The following is a 23,116-nucleotide window of genomic DNA, read 5'->3' on the forward strand; positions in this document are numbered from 1 at the left end:
TTTACGAGCCATTAGCTCAGTTGGTAGAGCACCTGACTTTTAATCAGGGTGTCGAAGGTTCGAGTCCTTCATGGCTCATCAGAAGTCATCAACTATAGGTTGATGGCTTTTTTTGTATTGTTTTAAGTTATGTTTTTATATAGCTTTTTTATTTTACGGTATCGACAGGTTATAATGAGTTCATTATGTTCGCTCAGTGCTTATTCTATATTCTAAAAAAAGTGAAGTGGTGATCGCGTGACTCTGGATACAGAATGGATTCAGCAACAGCTTCAGAATATTATTCAAGCGCCTTTTACCATAGTGCCTTGGTGCCCGGAAATGATGGCAGAGGGAGATACAGCCGATTCAGTTATTCCGGATAGATCGTTTGTCCGTGACAACAAGTTATATTTTCCGTTTCGTGCGTCGGCAGGTGAACTGGCTGCCTTTGTGGTAGAGGCCAGATATTTGACGGATCGAGAACGGAAACTGGTAGAAGCGCTATTGGGGAACATGGAGCAGGTCTGGCAGAACGGTCCACAATTGTCGGACAACCCGATTTATAGCGAGGAAGAGCGGATGAATCGTTTTGGACAATGGCTCATACAGCAGGCTGCCAATTTAAACAGGGAAGAAGAGGTTCCTGATGAATTGCAGCTTCGTGATTCGCTATCAGCGTGTATGGTTCCGATTTTACTGAATGGCGAGGGAACACAGGAGGGAGCTATTACTTATACGCAGCTTCATCGATTGTTCGCAAGCTATTTTGGAGGGGATGTGCTGCTTACACCATTGGACGAACAGTCTTGGCTGATTATGGCTAAAAAGGAGCTTTTATTAGGTGCGGACGATGAACGGGATAAAGACACTGAGTCCAGGGATGCAGATTTTACGGAATCGCTGGAGGAGGTTCTTACGGCTTTTAGCTTGGGCCTATATGAGCTTATTGCGAATGAGTGGGTGGGTGTATTCCATTTGGCGGTTTCTAAGCCTTCGATCCCTTTGCAAAGTCTTCCCCAAGAGCTGAATTTGTTATGGGAGACGATACATCTGGGCAAGATTTTTCATGTAACAGAGCACATCCACTTTTCATGGGAGCTTCATTTAGAAAGGCTGTTAAACCGCATTCCCAAGGAACAACGCGTACTATTTTTAGAGCAGATAATGAAATCATCTGTCATACTGGAAGACTCAGAAACGATGGCTACATTAGATATCTTTTTTCAATTGGATTGTAATGTGAGTGAGACAGCTAAGCGTCTGTATGTGCATCGAAATACGTTGATTTACCGTTTGGACAAGATCAAACAGGAGACCGGATTGGACGTGCGGACGTTTAATGATGCGGTTTTGGTCAAGCTCTATCTCCTATTGTACAAAGTGACAAAAAGGAAATAGCATCTTTGTGCAGTTTGCGAATAGCCACGCTACAAGGACTAGGGTAAGATACAAGTAAGAAATGTATTCGATTTCATAACTCGATCTTAGGAGGCAAAAGCTATGGCTGGTGTACGTTTAGAGCATATTTTCAAGCAATATCCGGGTGCAGATAAAGCTACGGTTGTTGATGTCAATTTGGACATTCGAGATAAAGAATTCCTCGTATTGGTTGGTCCCTCCGGTTGCGGGAAGTCTACTACACTTCGTATGATTGCTGGTCTGGAGGAAATTTCAGATGGTAAATTGTACATTGGGGATCGTGTTGTGAACGACGTGGCTCCAAAGGACCGCGATATCGCGATGGTATTCCAATCCTACGCCCTGTATCCGCACATGAGCGTGTACCAGAACATGGCGTTCGGTCTGAAACTGCGCAAAGTTAAGAAAGAAGAAATCGACAAGAAAGTACGCGAAGCTGCCAAAATACTCGATATCGAGCACTTGCTGGAACGTAAACCTAAGGCGCTGTCCGGTGGTCAACGCCAACGTGTCGCTCTGGGTCGTGCGATTGTCCGCGATCCTCAAGTCTTCCTGATGGATGAGCCGCTCTCCAACTTGGATGCTAAACTTCGTGGTCAAATGCGTGCTGAAATCACTAAACTGGTTAAACGCCTTGAAACCACTTGTATCTATGTAACACATGACCAAATTGAAGCCATGACGATGGGTGATCGGATTGTCGTTATGAAGGATGGTATCATTCAACAAGCTGCATCCCCGGATGAACTGTACAACCGTCCAGTGAATCTGTTCGTTGCTGGTTTTATCGGCTCTCCTACGATGAACTTTATCACAGGTCAGCTGGTTGAAAAAGAAGGTGCATTGCATTTTACTGCGCCGGGTCTGGATCTGTTCGTACCAGAAGGTAAAGGACAGATTTTAAAAGCGAAGGGCTATATCGGCAAAGATGTGATCTTGGGTATCCGTCCTGAGGATATTCATGAAGAGCCTGTATTCTTGGAGGCTTCCCCGAATACGATCTTTACATCCACTGTGGATGTAACAGAAAATCTCGGTCATGAAATGCTGTTGTACCTGAGCGGTGCCGGAAATGATACGATTATTGCCCGTGTAGACGGACGCTCCAATACTCGTGATGGTGTCAAAGCGAAGTTGGCTGTTGATATGAACAAGGTTCATATTTTTGATAAGGAATCGGAATTGAGTATTCTGGTTGGCGAATAAAATTTGCCTCTGGAAGAGAGTCGCAGTTTTCCCCAAGCGGAGAACTGCGACTCTTTTTGTATATCGCATACGGCTACTAGCTTCGGCATTGCATTCATTGGAAAATTCCGATACGATGGGTACAATGGTACAGGTCTAGATGCAGGCAAGGTTCGTTGGCAAGGGTCCTAGATGGGATCAATCCAGCTGTCGGAATAGAGTTAGCCTGGAACCATAGTGTTAAATCAAATGGAGTGTGGATTGATGCAGTGCAGCATAGACTGGCGTTGGGCTGTATGGTTAATAGGGTAAAGCTACATAAATCAAATGACGTATAGAATCCGGTGTTGCAGATGAAGGGGAGAATACAATGGCTAAACAGGTAAAGGTATCCGAGCTTGTACAGCAGTTTCAAATGGAAGTTATTTCTGGTGAAAAAGGTCTGCGAAGACTGATCACAGTGGATGATTTGAATCGCCCAGGTCTGGAGATGGCCGGGTATTTTGAATATCATACACAGGAGCGGGTACAGCTTCTGGGAAGGTCTGAGTTGGCTTTTCTGGGGATGCTGCCTCCTGAGGAGCGACGGGATCGGATGGAGCGTCTGTGTACAGAGCTGACTCCATGCATTATTATCACACGTGGTCTGGAGGTACCTGCTGAGCTAGTGGAGGCGAGCGCAGAGCGAGATATTCCTGTACTGCGCACTAATATGGCGACAACGATTTTATCAAGCCGCATCACAGGCTTTCTCGAAAGAAAGCTGGCTCCTACGGCGACCATTCATGGTGTACTGTGTGACGTGTATGGCGTGGGAATGCTTATCACAGGAAGTAGCGGAATTGGTAAAAGTGAAACGGCACTGGAACTTGTTAAACGTGGACATCGCTTGGTAGCAGATGATGCGGTAGAAATTCGGCAAACGTCCGATTTTCAGCTGCATGGTACAGCACCTGAGCTGATACGTCACCTGTTGGAAATTCGTGGCGTGGGCATTATTAATGTGATGACGCTGTTTGGGGCCGGTGCAGTTCGTAATAACAAGCGGATTACATTGGTTGTTCGTCTGGAGGCATGGCAGCAGGACAAGCAGTATGACCGTCTTGGTCTCGATGAGGAAACGACACGCATTATTGATACAGATGTTCCACTGGTTACAATCCCAGTTCGTCCGGGCCGAAACTTGGCTGTTATTATCGAGGTGGCGGCGATGAACTATCGTTTGAAACAAATGGGCGTTAATGCAGCCCTGCAATTTACAAACAAGCTGACTGCTACGATTTCTGAAGATATGGAAGAGATGGATTAAGGTTTGTTCGTTTGCAAGGAAGAACGAGGAGTGAGAGAAACATATGTCAACGGCAACATTACTGCTGAATCCGATCGCTTTTTCAATCGGGGCAATCAAGGTCCACTGGTATGGGCTTATTTTGGGGCTGGCGGCGCTTGTGGGTTTATATCTCGCCATCCGTGAAGGAAAAAGATTCGGTATTCCGCAGGACTTTTTTATGGATATGCTGCTTCTGGGTGTTCCATCAGCTATTATTGGAGCGCGTATTTATTATGTAGCCTTCAAATGGGAAGACTACCGAGATAATCTATGGGATGTTTTCAAAATTTGGAACGGCGGTATTGCGATATACGGTGCCTTGATCGGGGCCATTATATGTGCGGTCATTTATTTCCGGTATAAAGGGTATAACTTCTGGCGTATCGCTGATATTTGTGCACCAGGCCTACTGATCGGTCAAGCGATTGGACGCTGGGGTAATTTTGTCAATCAGGAAGCCTACGGTGGACCGACGGAAGAAACATTTTTGCGAAATCAGCTCCATCTGCCGGATTTCATTGTGAATCAGATGAACGTTAACGGGGTTTTCCATCACCCTACATTTTTATATGAATCACTGTGGAGTATTGTCGGTGTGATTTTGCTGCTCGTCATTCGTCGTATGAAATTTGTACGTGCAGGCGAAATGTTTGCGTTTTACTTCATTTGGTACTCGATTGGCCGCTTTTTCATCGAGCGTGTACGGACGGATAGTTTGGCTTTTCAGGGACCGGATTGGCTGGCTTCCTTTGTGAATGCTTTGTGGTCTCCTATGGTGTGGTTAGGGTTTGAACCAGGGCATCTGGACCCGAGTTACGGTAATGTACGGATCTCGCAATTGCTGCCTATTTTCATTGTGGTAGCCGCCGTGATTTTCATTTTGGTTCGTCGCCGGAAGGGCACATCTGTTGCTCGGTATAGCGATCCGATTATCTCCAGCAAAGCGGGGATTGATCAGGTACCTGACGTGACGCCAGAACAGGTATCCCGTCCAGGACAGGGCGCGGTTCCTCCAACAGCTACGACGGATAAGCTACCTAAGGAAGACACGGACGAGGACAAGAAGGAGCATCTATGATAAATACGATTTTGTTTGATTTAGACGGCACCATCATGGATACGAATGAGTTGATTATCAGCACATTTCTACACATTTTGAATCATCCGGATGCTGATCCGCTGACGCGGGAGCATATTATTCCTCATATGGGTGGAACGCTGGACGATCAACTCCGTACTTTTTCGGGATTAACGGATGTATCTGGGTTAGTTAAGGACTATCGTGCTTATAATCAGATTCATCATGATCAAATGGTGAAGCCATTTCCATATGTCATTGAGGTTATTCAGGAGTTGCGTGCGCGAGGAATTAAGCTGGGGGTTGTGACAACCAAAATACGACCATCCACGTTACGTGTACTTAACCTGTTCAATCTGACCTCCTCTATGGACTATATTGTGACGGTAGACGATGTGGAGCATCCAAAGCCACACGCTGAGCCAGTGCTCAAGGCATTGGCAGGTTTGAATGCTGAAGCAGAGCATACATTGATGGTCGGAGACAGTTCTTTTGATATTTTGTCAGCTCAGGCAGCAGGTGTGAAATCGGCTGGTGTAGCTTGGTCGCTCAAGGGTGAGGAAACTCTGCGCGGATATGGGCCAGACTACATGTTGCATGATATGCGGGATTTGCTGAAGCTGGAGCTTCAAGGTGTCAATGTATCGTGAGAAAGGTGAACCGCTATCCTGTAGAAGGTCCCAATGCGTTGTGGCAGATTTATCGGACGGTGAGCCGCTGGAAAGGCATTAAGAACTTTATTTTTATACAGATTGCCCGGTATTGTCCTGTGCTTTCTCTGAAAAACGTCATTTACCGCAGAATGCTGGGGATGAAGGTGGGGCAACATGCGGCCTTCGGCCTGATGGTGATGGTAGATGTTTTTTTTCCGGAGCATATTACGATAGGGAACAATTCGGTCATTGGATATAACACGACGATACTGGCTCACGAATACCTCATAGAGGAGTATCGTATCGGTAAAGTGGTGATTGGTGATCATGTGTTGATCGGCGCCAACACAACCATTTTGCCGGGTGTGACCATCGGTGACGGAGCTATCGTAGCGGCCGGAGCGGTCGTGCATAAAGACGTGCCCGCAGGTGCATTTGTGGGTGGCAATCCGTTACGTGATTTAAGACGCTCTGGTGTGAATGAGCAGTAAATAGCACAATAGAAAGGCCCCTTATGTATTAAGGGGTCTTTCTTGCATTGTTTTTCTGTATAATAAGTGGGGTAATGCATGTTAATTATGTTTAAAAATTGATAACAGACATATTTGCAAGGCGATATGGGAGCGTGTTGATTTGGTCAAAAAAGAACGTATACCAGAGCTTGATATTTACCGGGGAATATTAATTGCAGCCGTTGTTACCATTCATGCGACTTCAATGGCTTTAATTGATGCGCGTCATTCTCTATTGTTTTATCCTTTTTTATTTTTAAATGTGTTTAGTAGCTTTGCAGTGCCCGTATTTATTTTTGTGAGCGGGTTTGTTTTATTTTACAATTATGTTGATAGGCCGCTTCGTGGTAAGAATATGCTTATATTTTTCCGAAAAAGACTGATGTTTATTGTGTTACCGTACGTTTTGTTTTCTCTTGTGTATTATTTGACCTTGGTAACACGTGGGTTGATGCCGCTCAGTGATCTTCCGCTCGTGCTGTTAACGGGAAAGGCATACACGCATTTGTATTATGTCATCATCATCATCCAATTTTATTTGGTCTTTCCGCTGTTGCTGTGGGGAGTGCAGCGTTTACGCCATTCGATATCGAGCCCACGGAGAGCGGCCTTTGTCATTTTGATAGTAGGGTTAGTCATTCAATGGGGGTTTGTATTGCTGAACAAATACGTTTGGCAAGAGGAAAGAGGAAGTCTTGCGATTACGTATATCAGTTATTTTGCCTTGGGTGCAGCTGTAGCAATTGGATATGAAGGGTTTAAAAAGTGGCTTTTACCGGTGTCAGGTACGGCAATTAGTCGCAGTCAGTTGATCAGTTGGTGGGGCTTGTGGGTGGCTTGGCTACTCCTGGGTATAGCTTATGTGCAAATATGGTTTGTAGCATACCGCAAAGCCATCTATGCAGACTCGCTGATCTATGAACTGCTCCATAATGCATATGCCCTCGTCTCTGCGCTGGTGCTGTTTCAGTTCTCGGTCTTATTATATCGTCATACTAAAGATAGGTTGCGAATGTTAATCAGTTGGCTGGGGGCATGCTCATTCGGCATTTATTTACTTCACCCAGCGTTATTGCGGGTGTATCGCAAGTTGGATTTCCAAGGAACGCCGGTAGAATATATCTTCTCTGTTGCGGGTGGATGGTTGTTGGCGCTGTTTGGCTCATGGCTGATTGTGACGTTGTGTTTTCGATATGTACCATTTGCATGGATCGGTTTGGGCACGGTTCCAAAGTTTCCTTCCCGGAGTAAAGATGAACAGATAAATAGCTAAATATTTTGATTTGGACTGTTAGCTTAAAGCTGGCAGTCTTTTTTTAGAGTATAGAATTTATAAGTTTTCAGTGGAGCTGAACAACTCTATATGCACAAAAATTACCGTAAGCGCGGTCTTGCTCCGGAGAATACGTTGATAGATGTTTTTCATATAGGATTCATGTATTTTGCATTGGATAAAATATAGAGGGGGGCAGCCACTTGGCGAATCCGTAAAAAAAGGGCTGCGCTGTTCGGTTGACGTTCACAAGTAGGGCATGATAATATATCGAATATACTTTAGTTTGTTAGCACTTTACCATGATAAAGATATTGTGAAATCATGAGGTGATAGAGATGTCTAAGCCAAAAGGATTTGAGATCCCTGTAGGGGTTCGAGATTATCTTCCGCGTGCAGTGTCGAAGCTGCGGGCCATTGAACTGAATGTACTCGAATGCATGGAGCGTTGGGGTTACCGCCAGATTATGACGCCTACGATGGAATACTACGATACGGTGGGAGTGGCTAGTTCTACTTCCGATCGGAAGCTGTTTAAATTGCTCAATAACCGGGGAACCACGTTGGTGCTGCGATCGGATATGACCGCTCCGATTGCACGGGTGGTATCTTCGTTGCTAAAGGAAGAGGAAGTACCACTCCGACTTTCCTATCACGCAAATGTATTTCGGGCGATTGAGGAAGAAGCAGGAAGAGAAGCGGAGTTTTTTCAGACGGGTGTGGAGCTGGTGGGTGATGATTCGCCTGAGGCTGATGCAGAAGTTGTAGCATTGGCAATTGCATCATTACAGGCAGCAGGGGTGACCTCTTTTAAAATTGCCATGGGGCATGTGGGATTCCTGAACGGCTTATTTGAGGAAATCATTCCCGGCCGTCAGGCTGAACAACAAGCGCTAAAGGAACTGTTGCTCAGTCGTGATGTAGTGGGCTACCGAACAGCGATTGAAGCTTTGGGCTTGGCTCCCGAACATCGGGATAAGCTGGAAGCTATTCTTCGGTTGCGCGGTGGAAAAGAAATTTGTGACCAGGCTACCCGTCTTAGTGTGGAGCAGCAGACGATTCGATCCATTGCACATTTGTGCGAGGTGTGGGAAGTACTGGAGGCTTACGGCGTATCTGAGCATGTGTTAATCGACCTTACCATGATCGGAGATTTTTCATATTATACAGGAATGACTTTTGAGGGCTATGCGGCGGAGATTGGGTTCCCGGTATGCAACGGAGGTCGCTATGACAATCTGCTTCAGCAGTTTGGTCGATCCGTACCTGCAACGGGATTTGCATTGAAGACAAACCGCATCGTCGATGGTGTGGATGGTATCCAAATGGAGACGAAGCTTCCTGTACTTATCCGTTATGACGAACAGGGACGCCAAGAGGCGTTATCCGCAGCGGCACAGCTACGCGCAATAGGCCTTACGGTAGTGACAGGGCTCACGGGCGGAACGGAAGATCGACGTCGTGAACAGCATGGCCTGTACGCAGAGGTATACAGCTATACAGCCGAAGGAAGACAGCCAGTACAAAGGAGAGAATTGCCATGACGGAAACGTTGAAGGTAGCCATGCCAAAGGGACGGATTTATAAGCAGGCTTCCGAGCTGTTTCGCCAGGCGGGGGTTCCGATTCCACTGGATGTGGACGAAACGCGTAAACTGGTCATTCCACTGCCTGAGCTAGGCATGGAATTTATTATGGCGAAGCCCGTCGATGTTCCTACGTACGTAGAGTATGGGGCGGCGGACATCGGCATCGTGGGCAAGGATGTTTTGCTGGAAGAAAACAAGGATGTGTATGAACTGCTGGATCTCGGGATTGCTCGTTGCCGGATGTCGGTGATTGCTTTACCAGATTGGCAGCCAGGTATTCGTCAGCGGGTCGCTACAAAATATCCGAACGTGGCTTCCCAGTATTTTCGGGAGCAAGGTCAACAGGTGGAGGTTATTAAGCTGAATGGCTCCATTGAACTGGCGCCGTTAATTGGTCTGGCAGACCGTATTGTTGATATGGTGGAAACGGGGCAAACCTTGCGGGAGAACGGATTAGTCGAGCAGATCAGCATACTGGATATTACCAGTCGTCTGATTGCCAATCGGGTCAGCTACCGGATGAAAAACGGCCCGATTCAGGCGTTGTGTGACCGATTGCATCAGGTGATTCCAAATGCGGTGGCACCCCGTGAATAAATGAACTAAAGGAATAAGCCAATGGTTACAGGGCATTCTGCAAGCTGCAAGTAAGGGGGAATGGACAAATGAAGATCGTATCAGCCCGTGATTTCAGCCTCCAACGGGAGGTGGATTACGGCACACCTGAGCAAAATGAGGCTGTGCGTACCATTATTCATTCGGTACGCCAAGAGGGGGATGAGGCTGTCCTGCGGTATACGCAATCGTTTGATGGTGTATCGCTGGTAGCAGAGCAACTTCGTGTGACGGAGGAAGAATTGAAGGCGGCATATGACAAGGTAGAGCCTTCTTTTTTACAGGCGATTCGAGAGGCGGCGGATAATATCCGTGCTTTTCACATGAAGCAAAAACGTAATTCGTGGATGGATTTACAGCCGGATGGTAGCTTGCTCGGCCAAATTATCCGACCGTTGAAACGTGTAGGCGTGTATGTTCCGGGCGGTAAAGCAGCCTATCCATCCTCGGTGCTGATGAATGTCATTCCCGCTCAGGTAGCTGGTGTACCGGAGATTGTCATGGTGACACCCCCGGCTACAGGCGGCAAGGCAGGGATAGATCCATATACACTGGTAGCTGCGGCAGAGGCGGGTGTAACGGAAATATATAGGGTTGGCGGAGCGCAGGCGATTGCCTCTCTCGCTTACGGAACACATAGCATTGAACCAGTCGATAAAATTTGCGGTCCCGGCAACATTTATGTAGCGCTAGCGAAGCGAGAGGTGTACGGCGCGGTGGATATCGACAGTATAGCGGGACCAAGTGAAATTGTCGTGTTGGCTGACGACACGGCGAATGCCTCTTATGTAGCGGCCGACCTGCTTTCACAGGCGGAACATGATGAAATGGCCTCAGCCATACTAGTTACGCCCTCGCAACGCTTGGCCAAAGAAGTATCAGCTGAAGTACAGCGCCAATTGGCAGAGCTGCCGCGTAGAGATATTGCTGCTGCATCTGTGGAGGCATACGGGGCTATCATTGTCGTCGACACTTTGGAAGAGGGTATCCATATTGTAAACCAACTGGCACCAGAACATTTGGAAATTATGACAGAGCAGCCGATGGAGCATGTGGGTCTGATCGAAAACGCGGGAGCTATTTTCCTGGGAGCGTACAGCTCGGAGCCGGTAGGCGATTATTTTGCTGGACCTAACCACATTATCCCGACGAATGGAACGGCGCGGTTTTCTTCGCCAGTGGATATTGATGATTTTATCAAGAAGTCGAGTATGATCTATTACAGCAAGGAAGCACTGCTGCGCAATGGAGAGACGATTATGCAGCTTGCCCGCCATGAAGGACTGGAAGGTCACGCACGGGCGATACAAGTTCGATTGGACAATGAAAAGAAGGCGGTGGATGGCGATGGGGAACGAAAATAACGTAACAGGACGTACAGGCAGCGTCAGCCGGAAGACGAACGAAACGGATATTCAGCTATCTTTTGCAGTAGACGGCACAGGGCAAGCTGAGATTGAAACGGATGTTCCTTTTCTGAATCACATGCTGGATTTGTTCACCAAGCACGGACAATTTGATCTTAATGTACAGGCCAGAGGGGATGTTGATATCGACGATCATCATACCGTGGAGGACATTGGTATTTGTTTGGGGCAAACCTTACTGGAAGCGTTGGGTGATAAAAAAGGAATTAAGCGCTATGCCAGCGTCTTTGTACCGATGGATGAGGCGCTCGCGCAAGTTGTCATTGATCTGAGTAACCGACCCCATTTTGAGTATCGTGCGGAGTATCCATCACAGCAGGTAGGGAGCTTTTCGACAGAGCTGGTGCATGAATTTCTGTGGAAATTTGCGTTGGAGGCTCGCATGACGCTACACGTCATCGTTCACTACGGGCAAAATACCCACCATATGATTGAGGCGGTGTTCAAAGCACTGGGACGTGCACTGGATGAAGCGACCTCCATTGATCCGCGAGTGACGGGAGTGCCTTCAACGAAGGGAGTGCTGTAGTCCATGTCCATTGCCATTGTGGATTACGGCAGAGGCAATCTGCATAGTGTGAGCAAGGCGGTTGAGCGTCTTGGCTATGAGGCTGTAGTAACGGGAGATGCCCAAGTGATTCGTTCCTCCAGCGGTGTGATTTTGCCGGGTGTAGGGGCATTCGGGGACGCTATGGAGCATTTGCGTTCCAGCGGATTGGATCGGGTGATTCAGGAGGTTGCAAGCGCTGGACAACCGCTGCTCGGTGTTTGTCTAGGAATGCAACTGTTATTCACTCGTGGTGAAGAATACGGCAGTCACGAAGGGCTTAATATTTTACCAGGCGAGGTTATTCGGTTTGCTCCTGATCTGGGGGTTAAAGTGCCGCATATGGGCTGGAATCGTCTGCGTATGACTCAGCCGGATCACCCGATGTTACAGGGCTTGGAGGAAGGACATGTGTATTTTGTGCATTCCTATCATGCGAAGCCGGAGGTCGAAAGTGACCTGCTGGCGGTGACCGACTACGGTGGGCCCGTAACGGCTATCGTGGGCAGAGGCCATGTATATGGCATGCAGTTCCACCCAGAGAAAAGCGGGGAAATGGGGATGCAACTGCTTCGTCAGTTTTTGGAACTAGCGGAAGCGGAAAAGCGAGCGTAACGATTCGTGAGTCTGCAGTTGGAGGTACGCCAACTTTGGTCGTTGATTGATGTAAAGGCATATAGATGTTGAATAGCTCACAAGGGGGTCATACTTTGTTCACGATATACCCGGCGATTGATATTCGCGATGGCAAATGTGTACGACTGGTACAAGGAGATTATAACCAGGAGACGATATACAACGAAAACCCGGTGGAGGTTGCCCAAGAATGGGAGCGTTTGGGCGGCTCCTACATTCATTTGGTTGATTTGGACGGTGCTAAAGCAGGTCAACCGGTGAACGATGAACTCATTGGGCGCATCGCTTCTGCGGTGCAAGTGCCTGTACAAGTGGGTGGCGGCTTGCGTACACGAGAACATGTGGAGCGGCTGTTGTCGCTGGGCGTGAGCCGTGTGATCTTGGGCACGGCAGCGATTGAGGATCGTGCTTTTACGGAAGCGGTATTGGGTACCTACGGTGATCGGATCGCCATTGGTCTGGATGCACGTAATGGCTATGTGGCCACGCGCGGATGGCTTGAAACCTCGGAGGTTCGAGCGGACGAATTGGCTGCTGAGTTGGCCTCCAAGGGAGCGGAAACGTTCATTTTCACAGACATTTCCCGCGACGGAATGATGCAAGGCCCGAATGTGGAGGCAATCGTAGCGCTTGCGAAAAGCAGTGGACGAACCGTGATCGCTTCCGGCGGTGTCAGCAAGATGGACGATCTAATCACGCTGAGCACCTATGCGAAAGAGGGTGTAGGCGGTGCTATTGTGGGTAAGGCATTGTATACAGGCAGCATTGATTTACAGGTCGCCGTACAAGCTGTAGCAAAGGCATAGGGGGAGTAGGCATGCTGGCTAAACGTATTATTCCCTGCTTGGATGTAAAGGATGGCAGGGTGGTTAAGGGCGTTAATTTTGTGAACTTACGCGATGCAGGCGATCCTGTGGAATTGGCGGCGCTTTATGACCGGGAAGGGGCAGACGAAATCGTATTTCTGGATATTTCTGCTTCAGTTGAAGGGCGTGCCACCATGGAAGAAGTAGTTCGTCAGACAGCCGGGGAAATTGCCATTCCTTTCACCGTAGGTGGCGGGATATCTCATGTCGATGATATGAAACGCATTTTGCGTGCCGGAGCTGATAAAATCGGCGTAAATACGGCAGCTGTCCGTAACCCTCAGCTGATTGCGGAGGGTGCGCGCAGCTTTGGCTCACAATGTATCGTTGTTGCCATTGATGCCAAGTACAACAAGGCGTGGGGCGAGTGGGAAGTGTATACGCACGGAGGCCGCACGCCATCTGGTATCCGCGCCTTGGCCTGGGCCAAGGAAGCTGAGCAGTTGGGAGCCGGTGAGATTCTGCTGACCAGCATGAATGCGGACGGAACCAAGGACGGCTTTGACCTGCCACTGACTTCTGCGGTATCGGATACCGTCGGAATTCCAGTTATCGCTTCTGGTGGTGCAGGCAAACAGGAACATTTCTATGACGTGTTTACGGCGGGCAAAGCGGATGCTGGATTAGCAGCAACGATTTTTCACTATAAAGAAATAGGAATCCCTGAGCTAAAACGGGATTTGAAGCGCAGAGGAGTGGAGATACGATGAGCAACGAATTGAACCAACAGCTATCTCTGGAGCAGATATTGGATAATGTCCGCTGGAATGAGGTAGGTCTTGTCTCGGCGATTGTGCAGGATGATGCTACGCTTCAGGTGCTGACGCTGGCCTATATGAACCGCGAGTCGCTGAAACTATCTTTGGAGTCGGGAGAGACCTGGTTCTGGTCTCGTTCTAGACAGGAGCTGTGGCATAAGGGGGCTACTTCGGGGAATACGCAGAAAATCACCTCCATCCAGCTGGATTGTGACGGTGATGCCCTGTTGGTACGTGTCATTCCGAGTGGTCCTGCCTGTCATACAGGAGCAACGAGCTGCTTTTTTCGTGATATTTCCGCGCCAGGAACGGCTGTAGCACCTGTTGCAGGAAATGCAGGAGACCACACGCTGGTAAATGATGTTTCCAATGCTTCAGCAGACCGCTTTGAGGTGCTTGCCCAGCTGGAGGCGATTATTAAGGAGCGCGAAGAGACACGTCCTGAAGGGGCCTATACGACTTATCTTTTTGATAAAGGTGTAGACAAAATCTTGAAAAAGGTTGGCGAGGAAGCATCCGAGACGATCATTGCCGCCAAAAATAAAGATAATGACGAACTGCGCCTGGAGGTCAGCGATTTGATTTATCACCTGCTGGTGCTGTTGCAGGAGCGCAAGCTACCGCTCGATGACGTGCTGGCTGAGCTGAATCGCCGTCATGAACGTCCTCGTCGTGATTAGTACGGTTTGTTGTAGTGTTGAAAGGGGGAGGGTCGCATGAAAATCGACTATCATACGCATCACGCCCGCTGCGGGCATGCCATAGGGAGTCTGGAAGAGTATGTGCAGCAGGGAATTCGGCTGGGGCTAGATCAGCTCGGCTTGTCCGATCACATGCCACTACTGCATGTAAAACCGGCTGACTATTATCCGGAAATGGCGATGCCTATGGAGGAGCTTCCCCGATACGTGGAAGAATGTTTGGAACTGAAGGAGCGTTTTAAAGGGCAAATTGATATTCGTGTTGGCTTGGAAGGCGACTACATCGAGGGCTGGGAACGAGAAATCGAGGACATCATCACCGCGTATCCCTGGGATTATGTGATTGGTTCCGTCCACTTTCTCGGTGAATGGGATGTCACGGACTTCCGTCAGGTACACCATTGGGAAGGCAAAAATGTGCTTGAGGTGTACCGCACGTATTATGATGCGGTTTCCAAGGCGGCAGCTACCGGTTTGTATGACATCATGGGTCATCTGGATGTCATTAAGCGCTTCGGCTATCATCCGAAGTCGGAGGAAATGGAGGAGCTGCGTGAACTGGAGCGCTCCGCACTCTCAGTTGTTGCCCGTAGCGGTCGGGTGATGGAACTGAATGCATCAGGGCTTTCGAAGCCCTGTGCCGAGATGTTCCCGAGCCGCCGCATGCTGGAAGAAGCTTTTTCGCTAGGCATCCCGCTGACCGTAGGATCGGATGCTCATGATCCGGCGAAGCTGTCCGAGCACTTGGAGAAGGCACGCGCGCTTCTATATGAAGTCGGTTATCGCGAGCTTGCCGTATTTCAGCATCGCGAGCGCTCGCTGGTGCCGCTGACGCTTTAATTATTACGTTTATTGGGTCTAAGTATCATATCCAGTGGCTAGCCGAACGCTCCCTATTTATACAGGGAAAAAGCGCTCGGCTATTTAGCGTATTCTTGTATCTATATCTATCGGTATACGAGCATGTATCCGTTTTTTGGAATGAGGTAGGATCGACTGTCAAGTCGTTTTGAAGTTGTGGTATACTGAAGGGTATGAACATGCCAGTTACTTTTAAAGGAGGTGCCTTGGTTATTTATGAAAGGGAAACATCTGCGAGTATCGGAACCTAGCCCTAAAATTATTGCTTTGCGTTTCGACGCATCTTTCTTTTTTGAGAAAGCTGTGCGCTCGCTTGATCGCAATCATTATGACAAGGCATTGAAATATTTTCGCAAAGCCGTTGAATATGAACCGGATAATCCGGTGAATCATTGCAATATGGCGGGTATATTATCAGAGATGGGGGATTATGCAGGTTCGAATGAGATCCTGTCCTCTGTTCTGAGTGACGTAGACTCGTCGATGACAGAGTGTTATTTCTATATGGCGAATAATTACGCTAATATGGAGCAGTTTGAAGAAGCGGAGAAAGCATTGGTCACGTACCTGGAGGAGGACGAAGAAGGCCAGTTTCTTGATGAAGCGGAGGAAATGATGGAGCTGCTCTATTATGAGTTGGACCGTCCAACGAAGCTGAACCGCATTAAGGCCCGGCAGGGAGTAGTAGAGCATGATCAGGCTCGTGTCCTGCTGGAGGAGGGGAAATTTGCTCAGGCAGCCCAATTGCTCAAGCAAATTTCAGAGGAACAACCGGATATGTTCGCTGCGCGGAATAATCTGGCGCTGGCGTATTACTACATGGGATTGTTCCAAAATGCTAAGGCAACCATTATTCAAGTGCTGGAAGATGAGCCGGGTAATTTACACGCATTGTGCAACTTGGCGATCTTTTATCAGCACGAGGGCGGCGGCCCGGAATTGGATCGTCTGGTGCAGACTTTGGCGGTTACTATACCGTTTCAGGAGGAGCAGGTATTCAAGCTGGCGACCACTATGGGGATTCTCGGACGCCATGAGGAGGCCTACAGACATTTCCGCAGGTTGCTTCATGGCGATGGAGAGAACAATGCGGATGCTTCTTTGTACCATTACACGGCGGTAGCTGCTAGCAATACCGGAAGATATGCGGAAGCTCGGCGGTTGTGGAGTCATTTGCAAAAACAGGATGCTTCCTCGGAAGTTCCGCGGTTTTTCCTGTCCCGACTGGAGGAACTCCAGCAGGAGGGTACACCGCTGCAAGTGCTCAGCTATCATTATCATCTCCCGTTTGAGGAGCAATTCCGCATGTGGGAGAAGTTTGGTGCTGACCAGGTGCCTGACAGCATGAAGAAGGACCCGCTAATCCGATCATCCTTCTTCTGGGCCTTGCGCCACGGGGACCGGGCGACTCAGCTTCAGGTCATTCAGGCGTTAAGCCTGATCGGTGATGATGAGGTGCGTCAGGCACTGGAGTCCTTCGTAGAAGACCCGGACCAGGAGGATGAGCTGAAACGTCGTGCCTTGCAAGTATTGCAAGAGCTGGCGGAGCAGGGTGAGCAGAAAATGTACCCGGAAACGGAACATTCTGATCAGTCGGAGGTTGAGAACGATCCGCATACAATTGAAGGTGATGTATCTGCTTCCCCAGTCGATCCACAATGGCAGGCAGTGCTGGATAAGGTACTGACCGTCATGAGCAAGCCATCAGATCCGGCCATGCAGCACGATTTGAAATCGCTTTGGCTGGAGTATTTGGATCGGCTCGCCCCGGAAGTTCCGATGGTTCAGCATACTGAGGGATGGGCAGCGGCGCTAGAATATTTGACAGCCAAAATGCATCATCATTCAGTCACCTATCAGGAAGTAGCCGATCGTTATGGTATTTCCGTATCGACCGTAAGCCGCTATGCACGCCAGATTGACAGCGTGTGTGGTATCAAACAGAAGCTGAAGCAGCCGCTCTCCACGTTTAAAAAGCAGGTCTGAGACCTGCTCCAAACATCACTTAAAGGAGGCAACAAACGTATGTATAAATCCATAATTATTGGTACAGGTCCTGCAGGCTACACAGCCGCTATTTATTTGGCACGCGCTAACATGAATCCGCTGATCATTGAAGGGATGCAGCCCGGTGGGCAGCTTACTACAACGACCGAAATTGAAAATTTCCCGGGTTTTGAGCAAGGTATCCTCGGGCCTGAACTGATGGATAATATGCGCAAGCAGGCTGAACGTTTTGGCGCTGAATTTACTTCCGGATGGGTAGAGGAAGTAGATTTCAGCAAACGCCCTTTTAAAGTGAAGGTAGAGGGTAAAGGTATCATTGAGGCGGAGTCGGTCATTATTGCTACAGGTGCGTCCGCCAAATATCTAGGCATTCCGGGTGAGCAGGACAATGTAGGTCGCGGAGTCAGCACGTGCGCAACTTGCGATGGATTCTTTTTCCGCGGGAAAAAGATTGTCGTGGTTGGCGGTGGCGATTCAGCCATGGAGGAAGCGAGCTTCTTGACCCGTTTTGCTTCCAGTGTAACCTTGGTCCATCGTCGCGATGAGTTGCGGGCATCCAAAATTATGCAAGATCGTGCGCGTGAGAACGAAAAAGTACATTGGGCATTAAACCGGACTCCTCTGGAAGTTGTGACGGGAGAAGCTGGCTTAAAAGGTTTGAAGGTACACAATAATGAGACCAATCAGGATGAGCTGATTGAGGTAGATGGCGTGTTCGTAGCCATCGGGCATACACCGAACACAGGTTTCCTGAACGGACAAATCCATACCGATGAACACGGCTATATTGTAGTAAAGCCAGGCACAACGGAAACGAACATCCCCGGAGTTTTTGCCTGTGGGGACGTACAGGATAACCGTTACCGTCAAGCTATTACGGCTGCGGGAACGGGCTGTATGGCGGCTATGGACTGCGAGAAGTATCTCGAAGGCAGTGCTGTTCACGACTGGAGCGAAACACTGGATCAATAAAAGCGTGTCTATAGTACACAAAAAGGCTAACGGGAGAGCGAAGGAAACCTCTGTTATGCCGCATCTTTTGTTCAGGAAGAGAAAGCCTGCTGCGTTTGCACAGGCTTTCTCCTTTTTATGATTATAGAATTTATAAGTTTTCAGCGGAGCTGAACAATCTATAATCGCAAGAAAAATTTCCGTTAAGCGTGGTCTGGCTTCCTTGAAAGTACGTCAATAGACGTTTTTCTTATGGGTGCATGAGGTTAAAAATTCCGCTAATCGTACACTTCTCAACAAGGAAGTGTCCTTGACCGTAACGGGGGCTTCAATTATAGTTGGAACGTAGGATTACTATTATGAAGTAGGAATTGTAAGCATATATTTCATACCAGGTTTTTAAGTAAACATAAAGGTGGCTTGGAACATGTCTGAAAGTATCTATGTAGGTGTCGATTTGGGCGGTACCGCGATTAAAGTCGGCATTTGTAATGAAAACGGACAGCTTTTGCACACATATGAGGGACCAACCGAAACCGATAAAGGTGTAGACGTTGTCATCGGTAATATCGAAAAATATGTGCGGCATATTGTTGAGCAATCTCCTTATGAGTGGGATCAACTAAAGGGTGTCGGTGCAGGCGTTGCAGGTTTTACGAATGTTCGTGATGGTATTATTGTCCTCGCTCCTAATATTGGCTTTCGTGACGTACCGATCCGTGCGCTCCTAGAGAACCGGATTGGCAAGCCTGTGAAAATAGACAATGATGCCAATGTTGCCGCGCTTGGCGAAGCTTGGGCCGGAGCAGGCAAAGGTATCGAAAATTGCGTATGCTATACCCTGGGAACAGGTGTTGGGGGCGGCATTATTATTAATGGTAAAATATATCAAGGTTTCTCGGGCATGGCCGGAGAAATTGGTCATATCAGCGTCGTACCTGATCTGGAGGCTATTCAGTGTGGATGCGGCAAAATGGGTTGTTTGGAAACCGTATCTTCTGCAACAGGCATTATTCGTATGGCCAAGGACGCTGTGGAACGTGGCGATCGGACCTCTCTGGCGCTGGAAGATCAAATTGCTGCCAAGGAAGTATTTGATGCTGCTAAAGCTGGAGATGAAGTCGCTCTGCGTATCGTGAACCGTGCTGCTTTCTATTTGGGGAAATCTATGGCAGCAGTTGCCGCTGTGCTTAATCCAGAGTTGTTTATCATAGGTGGCGGTGTTTCCAAAGCAGGCGACTTTTTGTTTGAAGAGATGCGTCGCGTGTACACCAAACTGGCACCTGAGCCCCTTCAAAAAGGGGTATCGATTGTTCCAGCTGTGCTGGGCAATGACGCAGGTATCGTAGGGGCAGCTGGTTTGTTGCTACGTTCCTGATCCTGATCCACAGGTTACTGATAATACGGGTACTGGCATAGAGCGAAGAAGCAAAAGGAGAGGGAAGTCCATATGACAGATAACCTAAAAAATGCTGCGCCGTGGGCAACGCTCATTATTATTACGGGGATGTCAGGCGCAGGGAAGACCATTGCGGTTCAGAGCCTGGAAGACTTGGGCTTCTTCTGCGTTGATAATTTGCCTCCTGTACTGATTCCCAAATTTGCCGAGTTGATTGAGCAGTCTAACGGTAAAATAGGCAAGGTGGCACTCGTAATTGATTTACGCGGACGAGAATTTTTCACCGCCTTGTCTGAATCGTTGAATTATATTAAAGATCATTTTACGATTCATTGTGAAATTTTATTCTTAAATGCGAATGATGGCGTTCTCGTACAGCGGTATAAGGAAAGCCGTAGACGTCATCCGCTGGCTCCAGACGGCATGCCTTTGGATGGGATTCGGTTGGAGCGCAAGATGTTGGAAGAATTAAAAAGCTCGGCTACACAGGTTATTGATACAAGTGTGATGAAGCCTGCAACCTTAAAGGCGAGGATTATTTCACGATTTTCTCATCTGGAGAGTAGTATGCTTTCCGTGAACATTACTTCTTTTGGCTTCAAGTATGGTATTCCCATTGATGCCGATCTTATATTCGATGTGCGCTTCCTGCCTAATCCCCACTATGTGGACCAACTACGTCCCCACACGGGACAGGATAGCGATGTATATGATTATGTCATGAAATGGCCCGAGACTCAGGCATTCTTGACCAAGTTGCTGGATATGTTACACTTTTTGATTCCGCAATATCGCAAAGAAGGCAAAAGCCAGGTCATTATCGGCATTGGCTGTACTGGCGGTAAGCATCGTTCTGTTGCAATATCGGAGTATTTAGGAAAAATGCTGGGTGCCAGCGAGACAGAATCTGTTTCTGTTTCGCATCGGGATGCTGATCGGGACCGGCATTAATGAGGTGAAATCATGAAAGAGACCGGATCACAACGGGAGCGCCCACGTATTGTTGTTATGGGCGGCGGAACCGGCTTGTCCGTCATGCTGCGGGGCTTAAAGCAAAAGCCGCTAGATATTACGGCTATTGTTACAGTCGCTGACGATGGCGGAAGCTCCGGGATTTTGCGCAGTGAGCTGCAGATGCCCCCTCCAGGGGATATTCGCAATGTGCTGACTGCCTTGGCTGACGTGGAACCAGTGATGTCAGATATGCTGAAATACCGTTTCGGTGCGGGATCAGGATTGTCAGGCCACAGCCTGGGTAATCTGATTTTAGCAGCGATGACCGATATATCGGGAGATTTTGTAACGGCGGTGCGTGAGCTTAGCCGTGTATTTGCTGTCCGGGGACGCGTGCTGCCGGCAGCTGAGGAAGGCGTTGTGCTAAGTGCCGAAATGGAGGATGGCACGGTGATTACCGGAGAGTCCAAGATCCCGGAAGCGGGCGGACGAATCAAACGCGTCTTTCTTGAACCGACTCACGTGGAGCCGTTGCCTGAGGCTGTAGAGGCCATTAATGAGGCTGATGCGATTTTGATTGGCCCCGGCAGTCTATATACCAGCATATTACCGAATTTGCTTGTACCTAAACTCGCTGAAGCTGTAGTAAAATCAGACGCTATCAAAATATTTGTCTGTAACGTTATGACCCAGCCTGGAGAAACCGATGGCTATACGGTAGGAGATCACCTGCAAGCTATTTTTGAGCATGTAGGGCATCATCTCTTCGACTATGTCATTGTAAATAACGGAGAAATTCCACCCCAAGTACAGGAAATGTATGCCGAGCAGGGCGCTAAGCCAGTTCAAGTAGACATGGGCGAGCTGACCGATCGGGGATATAAAGTGGTGGCAGATACTTTAGTTTTGTTCCGTACGTATCTACGGCATGATGCCGACAAATTAAGCCAGCATATTTACCAATTGGTACAAAACTGGATATTAAGAAGGAGGTGAGTCCCTTGTCCTTTGCGGCACAAACGAAAAAAGAGCTTACGATGATTGAAAGCCAGTCCTGTTGTGAGAAAGCGGAACTATCTGCGCTCATACGTATGCTCGGATCCGTACAACTGTCGAATAAAAGGGTGATATTGGACGTGTCCACAGAAAATGCCGCGATTGCAAGGCGGATTTACTCCTTGATCAAGAAGCATTTTCAACTTCATATCGAACTGCTTGTACGGAAAAAAATGCGCTTGAAAAAAAATAATGTGTACATTGTCCGTATTCCCAATGGTGTGCAACAGCTGCTAAAGGATCTTTATATCGTCTCAGAAGGTTTCTTGTTCACTGACGGGATTAATCGGGATATCGTTCGGAAAAACTGTTGTAAGAGGGCTTATTTGCGGGGCGCCTTTATGGCAGGTGGCTCTGTCAACAATCCTGAAGGATCGTCTTACCACCTTGAAATTTCTTCGATGTATGAGGAGCATTGTCAGGCACTCGTTGATCTTGCGAATGAATTTCATCTAAATGCTCGCTGTATTGAGCGAAAAAAAGGTTTTATTCTCTACATCAAGGAAGGCGAGAAGATCATTGAGCTGCTTAGCATCATTGGGGCGCATCAAGCCTTGTTCAAATTTGAAGATGTACGCATTATGCGCGATATGCGCAATTCCGTAAATCGCATTGTCAATTGTGAAACGGCTAATTTGAACAAGACGATCGGAGCTGCTGTCCGGCAAATTGAGAATATTAAGTTGCTGGAGAGGGAAGTTGGTTTGGAGACCTTGCCGGATAAACTGCGTGAAGTGGCAGAAATTCGTCTCGCTCATCCCGATTTGAATTTAAAAGAAGTCGGGGAAATGCTCAAAGGGGTCGTGAGTAAATCGGGTGTAAATCATCGGCTTCGCAAAATTGATGAGATGGCTGACAAAATCAGGGGCGAAAATGGCCTGATTCCGTAAAAAGAATGTCCGTGGGGCTTTCAGCCCCGGTTTTTTTAGTTTTTTTTCTAGTGTCTGTCCCGGGTTAATGTTATAATGTGATAAATAAAATGGAGTAAGTAGTGTCCAGATTTATTTGATGAGGGGGTAAGCTGACATGTCAAAACATCCGGTAGTCGTACGCTTGAAAACAGGACTGCACGCCAGACCTGCTGCGTTGTTCGTACAGGAAGCGAATAAATATTCATCTGAGATTTTTGTGGAAAAAGAAGACAAAAAGGTTAATGCCAAGAGCATCATGGGTATTATGAGTCTTGCCATCAGTACAGGTACTGAAATCAATATTAGTGCTGAAGGTGCGGACGCCGAACAGGCTGTAAACGCTTTAGTAAGTTTGGTTAGTAAGGTAGAACTGGAAAATCAATAAACAAATATTTGCTTTGTAATAT

General features: G+C 48.0%; 23 protein-coding genes and 1 tRNA gene. All 24 read left to right on the forward strand.

The features are described 5' to 3' along the window. The first annotated feature begins 5 nt into the window (after positions 1-5). The 24 genes from MKX30_RS23150 (at position 6) to MKX30_RS23265 (ending at position 23,094) form a co-directional block, all read left to right on the forward strand. Positions 6-78, forward strand: a tRNA-Lys gene (locus tag MKX30_RS23150). Between the two features lie 159 nt (positions 79-237). Further along, positions 238-1,380 carry a PucR family transcriptional regulator gene (locus MKX30_RS23155; RefSeq protein WP_341063607.1) on the forward strand — a complete coding sequence of 381 codons (1,143 nt, stop codon included), beginning with the start codon at positions 238-240 and terminating at the stop codon, positions 1,378-1,380. A 102-nt stretch (positions 1,381-1,482) separates the two neighbouring features. Then, the gene (locus MKX30_RS23160; protein ID WP_028541867.1) at positions 1,483-2,607 is read left to right on the forward strand and encodes an ABC transporter ATP-binding protein; all 1,125 of its coding nucleotides are present in this window, start codon (positions 1,483-1,485) and stop codon (positions 2,605-2,607) included. Between the two features lie 349 nt (positions 2,608-2,956). Then, positions 2,957-3,895, forward strand: coding sequence for an HPr(Ser) kinase/phosphatase (hprK, locus tag MKX30_RS23165; protein ID WP_013308232.1), 939 nt, complete (start codon positions 2,957-2,959; stop codon positions 3,893-3,895). A 43-nt stretch (positions 3,896-3,938) separates the two neighbouring features. Continuing rightward, entirely contained in the window at positions 3,939-4,994 is a 1,056-nt protein-coding gene (lgt, locus tag MKX30_RS23170) for a prolipoprotein diacylglyceryl transferase (protein ID WP_023986466.1), read from the forward strand. Next, complete coding sequence (gene ppaX, locus MKX30_RS23175) at positions 4,991-5,644, forward strand: pyrophosphatase PpaX (RefSeq protein ID WP_028541868.1); 654 nt, start codon at positions 4,991-4,993, stop codon at positions 5,642-5,644. The genes lgt and ppaX overlap by 4 nt, the downstream gene beginning before the upstream one ends. Next, entirely contained in the window at positions 5,641-6,138 is a 498-nt protein-coding gene (locus tag MKX30_RS23180) for an acyltransferase (RefSeq protein ID WP_028541869.1), read from the forward strand. The genes ppaX and MKX30_RS23180 overlap by 4 nt, the downstream gene beginning before the upstream one ends. 142 nt (positions 6,139-6,280) lie before the next feature. Beyond that, complete coding sequence (locus MKX30_RS23185) at positions 6,281-7,432, forward strand: acyltransferase (protein ID WP_338533063.1); 1,152 nt, start codon at positions 6,281-6,283, stop codon at positions 7,430-7,432. A gap of 338 nt (positions 7,433-7,770) precedes the next feature. Further along, positions 7,771-8,976 carry an ATP phosphoribosyltransferase regulatory subunit gene (locus tag MKX30_RS23190; RefSeq protein ID WP_023986474.1) on the forward strand — a complete coding sequence of 402 codons (1,206 nt, stop codon included), beginning with the start codon at positions 7,771-7,773 and terminating at the stop codon, positions 8,974-8,976. Then, positions 8,973-9,617, forward strand: a complete 645-nt coding sequence (hisG, locus tag MKX30_RS23195) for an ATP phosphoribosyltransferase (RefSeq protein WP_023986475.1) — start codon at positions 8,973-8,975, stop codon at positions 9,615-9,617. Before MKX30_RS23190 ends, hisG begins: the two co-directional genes overlap by 4 nt. A 68-nt stretch (positions 9,618-9,685) precedes the next feature. Beyond that, positions 9,686-10,999 (forward strand): histidinol dehydrogenase, encoded by a 1,314-nt coding sequence (hisD, locus tag MKX30_RS23200; RefSeq protein WP_264454304.1) that lies wholly within the window; start codon positions 9,686-9,688, stop codon positions 10,997-10,999. After that, on the forward strand, positions 10,983-11,591 hold the full coding sequence (gene hisB, locus MKX30_RS23205) for an imidazoleglycerol-phosphate dehydratase HisB (RefSeq protein ID WP_013308245.1): 609 nt from the start codon (positions 10,983-10,985) through the stop codon (positions 11,589-11,591). The genes hisD and hisB overlap by 17 nt, the downstream gene beginning before the upstream one ends. Positions 11,592-11,594: 3 nt before the next feature. Next, positions 11,595-12,224 carry an imidazole glycerol phosphate synthase subunit HisH gene (gene hisH / locus MKX30_RS23210; protein WP_028541873.1) on the forward strand — a complete coding sequence of 210 codons (630 nt, stop codon included), beginning with the start codon at positions 11,595-11,597 and terminating at the stop codon, positions 12,222-12,224. 95 nt (positions 12,225-12,319) lie between these two features. Next, on the forward strand, positions 12,320-13,051 hold the full coding sequence (gene hisA / locus MKX30_RS23215) for a 1-(5-phosphoribosyl)-5-[(5-phosphoribosylamino)methylideneamino]imidazole-4-carboxamide isomerase (RefSeq protein ID WP_023986478.1): 732 nt from the start codon (positions 12,320-12,322) through the stop codon (positions 13,049-13,051). Between the two features lie 11 nt (positions 13,052-13,062). After that, a complete protein-coding gene (gene hisF / locus MKX30_RS23220; RefSeq protein WP_023986479.1) occupies positions 13,063-13,821 on the forward strand; it encodes an imidazole glycerol phosphate synthase subunit HisF in 759 nt (252 codons plus the stop codon). Then, positions 13,818-14,549, forward strand: coding sequence for a bifunctional phosphoribosyl-AMP cyclohydrolase/phosphoribosyl-ATP diphosphatase HisIE (gene hisIE, locus MKX30_RS23225; RefSeq protein ID WP_338533064.1), 732 nt, complete (start codon positions 13,818-13,820; stop codon positions 14,547-14,549). The genes hisF and hisIE overlap by 4 nt, the downstream gene beginning before the upstream one ends. Before the next feature lie 36 nt (positions 14,550-14,585). After that, positions 14,586-15,410, forward strand: coding sequence for a histidinol-phosphatase HisJ (gene hisJ / locus MKX30_RS23230; protein WP_053324371.1), 825 nt, complete (start codon positions 14,586-14,588; stop codon positions 15,408-15,410). A gap of 237 nt (positions 15,411-15,647) precedes the next feature. Next, on the forward strand, positions 15,648-17,417 hold the full coding sequence (locus MKX30_RS23235) for a tetratricopeptide repeat protein (RefSeq protein ID WP_023986482.1): 1,770 nt from the start codon (positions 15,648-15,650) through the stop codon (positions 17,415-17,417). 39 nt (positions 17,418-17,456) lie between these two features. Beyond that, complete coding sequence (gene trxB, locus MKX30_RS23240) at positions 17,457-18,410, forward strand: thioredoxin-disulfide reductase (protein ID WP_013308252.1); 954 nt, start codon at positions 17,457-17,459, stop codon at positions 18,408-18,410. Between the two features lie 406 nt (positions 18,411-18,816). Continuing rightward, a complete protein-coding gene (locus MKX30_RS23245) occupies positions 18,817-19,767 on the forward strand; it encodes an ROK family glucokinase (RefSeq protein WP_310169000.1) in 951 nt (316 codons plus the stop codon). 72 nt (positions 19,768-19,839) lie between these two features. Beyond that, positions 19,840-20,739, forward strand: a complete 900-nt coding sequence (rapZ, locus tag MKX30_RS23250; protein WP_013308254.1) for an RNase adapter RapZ — start codon at positions 19,840-19,842, stop codon at positions 20,737-20,739. A gap of 12 nt (positions 20,740-20,751) precedes the next feature. Further along, positions 20,752-21,738 (forward strand): gluconeogenesis factor YvcK family protein, encoded by a 987-nt coding sequence (locus MKX30_RS23255; RefSeq protein ID WP_023986485.1) that lies wholly within the window; start codon positions 20,752-20,754, stop codon positions 21,736-21,738. A gap of 5 nt (positions 21,739-21,743) precedes the next feature. Then, entirely contained in the window at positions 21,744-22,688 is a 945-nt protein-coding gene (whiA, locus tag MKX30_RS23260) for a DNA-binding protein WhiA (protein ID WP_013308256.1), read from the forward strand. A gap of 136 nt (positions 22,689-22,824) precedes the next feature. Then, positions 22,825-23,094: an HPr family phosphocarrier protein gene (locus tag MKX30_RS23265; RefSeq protein ID WP_013368811.1), complete on the forward strand. Its 270-nt coding sequence runs from the start codon at positions 22,825-22,827 to the stop codon at positions 23,092-23,094. The last annotated feature ends 22 nt before the right edge of the window (positions 23,095-23,116 follow it).

It is taken from the genome of Paenibacillus sp. FSL P2-0173, from assembly GCF_038008045.1.
GTDB lineage: Bacteria > Bacillota > Bacilli > Paenibacillales > Paenibacillaceae > Paenibacillus > Paenibacillus polymyxa_B.